General features: G+C 53.0%; 1 rRNA gene. It reads right to left on the bottom strand.

Going from position 1 to position 2,920, the window contains the following annotated elements:
* Window positions 1–2,798 (bottom strand): 23S ribosomal RNA (locus tag OB87_RS18765); the annotation flags it as partial.
* Between the last annotated feature and the right edge of the window lie 122 nt (window positions 2,799–2,920).

Here is a 2,920-nt window from a genome sequence, read left to right as displayed (position 1 = left end):
CCCAGGGAAGACTCATCTCGGGGCAAGTTTCCCGCTTAGATGCTTTCAGCGGTTATCTCTTCCGCACGTAGCTACCGGGCAATGCAATTGGCATCACAACCCGAACACCAGCGGTGCGTTCACTCCGGTCCTCTCGTACTAGGAGCAACCCCCCTCAATCTTCCAACGCCCACGGCAGATAGGGACCGAACTGTCTCACGACGTTCTAAACCCAGCTCGCGTACCACTTTAAATGGCGAACAGCCATACCCTTGGGACCTACTTCAGCCCCAGGATGTGATGAGCCGACATCGAGGTGCCAAACACCGCCGTCGATATGAACTCTTGGGCGGTATCAGCCTGTTATCCCCGGAGTACCTTTTATCCGTTGAGCGATGGCCCTTCCATTCAGAACCACCGGATCACTAAGACCTGCTTTCGCACCTGCTCGAGCCGTCACTCTCGCAGTCAAGCTAGCTTATGCCTTTGCACTAACCTCCTGATGTCCGACCAGGATTAGCTAACCTTCGTGCTCCTCCGTTACTCTTTGGGAGGAGACCGCCCCAGTCAAACTACCCACCAGACACTGTCCGCAACCCGGTTCACGGGTCCACGTTAGAACATCAAACATTAAAGGGTGGTATTTCAAGGTTGGCTCCATGCAGACTGGCGTCCACACTTCAAAGCCTCCCACCTATCCTACACATCAAGGCTCAAGGTTCAGTGTCAAGCTATAGTAAAGGTTCACGGGGTCTTTCCGTCTTGCCGCGGGTACACTGCATCTTCACAGCGAGTTCAATTTCACTGAGTCTCGGGTGGAGACAGCCTGGCCATCATTACGCCATTCGTGCAGGTCGGAACTTACCCGACAAGGAATTTCGCTACCTTAGGACCGTTATAGTTACGGCCGCCGTTTACCGGGGCTTCGATCAAGAGCTTCTCCCTAAGGATAACCCCATCAATTAACCTTCCGGCACCGGGCAGGCGTCACACCGTATACGTCCACTTTCGTGTTTGCACAGTGCTGTGTTTTTATTAAACAGTTGCAGCCAGCTGGTATCTGCGACTGGGCTCAGCTCCATCCGCGAGGGACTTCACCATGCCCAGCGTGCCTTCTCCCGAAGTTACGGCACCATTTTGCCTAGTTCCTTCACCCGAGTTCTCTCAAGCGCCTGAGTATTCTCTACCTGACCACCTGTGTCGGTTTGGGGTACGATTCAATGTTACCTGATGCTTAGAGGCTTTTCCTGGAAGCAGGGCATCTGTCACTTCAGTACCGTAGTACCTCGTCATCACGCCTCAGTGTTGACAGCAGACCGGATTTACCTGGTCCACCCACCTGCACGCTTAAACCGGGACAACCGTCGCCCGGATGACATAGCCTTCTCCGTCCCCCCTTCGCAGTAACACCAAGTACAGGAATATTAACCTGTTTTCCATCGACTACGCTTTTCAGCCTCGCCTTAGGGGTCGACTCACCCTGCCCCGATTAACGTTGGACAGGAACCCTTGGTCTTCCGGCGTGCGGGTTTTTCACCCGCATTATCGTTACTTATGTCAGCATTCGCACTTCTGATACCTCCAGCAGACCTCACAGTCCACCTTCTACGGCTTACAGAACGCTCCCCTACCCAACAACGCCTGAGCGTCGCTGCCGCAGCTTCGGTGCATGGTTTTAGCCCCGTTACATCTTCCGCGCAGGCCGACTCGACCAGTGAGCTATTACGCTTTCTTTAAATGATGGCTGCTTCTAAGCCAACATCCTGGCTGTCTATGCCTTCCCACATCGTTTCCCACTTAACCATGACTTTGGGACCTTAGCTGGCGGTCTGGGTTGTTTCCCTCTTCACGACGGACGTTAGCACCCGCCGTGTGTCTCCCGTGATAACATTCTTCGGTATTCGCAGTTTGCATCGGGTTGGTAAGCCGGGATGGCCCCCTAGCCGAAACAGTGCTCTACCCCCGAAGATGAATTCACGAGGCGCTACCTAAATAGCTTTCGGGGAGAACCAGCTATCTCCCGGTTTGATTGGCCTTTCACCCCCAGCCACAAGTCATCCGCTAATTTTTCAACATTAGTCGGTTCGGTCCTCCAGTTAGTGTTACCCAACCTTCAACCTGCCCATGGCTAGATCACCGGGTTTCGGGTCTATACCCTGCAACTTAACGCCCAGTTAAGACTCGGTTTCCCTGCGGCTCCCCTATACGGTTAACCTTGCTACAGAATATAAGTCGCTGACCCATTATACAAAAGGTACGCAGTCACACCCATAAAGAGTGCTCCCACTGCTTGTACGTACACGGTTTCAGGTTCTATTTCACTCCCCTCGCCGGGGTTCTTTTCGCCTTTCCCTCACGGTACTGGTTCACTATCGGTCAGTCAGGAGTATTTAGCCTTGGAGGATGGTCCCCCCATGTTCAGACAGGATACCACGTGTCCCGCCCTACTCATCGAACTCACGGCCTGTGCATCTTCGTGTACGGGACTTTCACCCTGTATCGTGCGACTTTCCAGACGCTTCCACTGACACACAAGCCGATTCAGGTTCTGGGCTCCTCCCCGTTCGCTCGCCGCTACTGGGGGAATCTCGGTTGATTTCTTTTCCTCGGGGTACTGAGATGTTTCAGTTCCCCCGGTTCGCCTCATTAACCTATGGATTCAGTTAATGATAGTGTGACGAATCACACTGGGTTTCCCCATTCGGGTATCGTCGGGTATAACGGTTCATATCACCTTGCCGACGCTTTTCGCAGATTAGCACGCCCTTCATCGCCTCTGACTGCCTAGGCATCCACCGTGTACGCTTAGTCGCTTAACCTCACAACCCGAAAGTGTCTCGGGATATGAGTATTTTGAGAGACTCGAACAACACATGAATTCTCACTCACATGCCGTCGTTTCAAATTTTCAGCTTGTTCCAGATTGTTAAAGAGCAGAATA

Source organism: Dickeya undicola (assembly GCF_000784735.1).
Taxonomy (GTDB): Bacteria; Pseudomonadota; Gammaproteobacteria; order Enterobacterales; family Enterobacteriaceae; genus Dickeya; species Dickeya undicola.
Note: the sequence above shows the minus strand (reverse complement) of the source record. Positions and strands in the feature narration are given on the sequence as shown.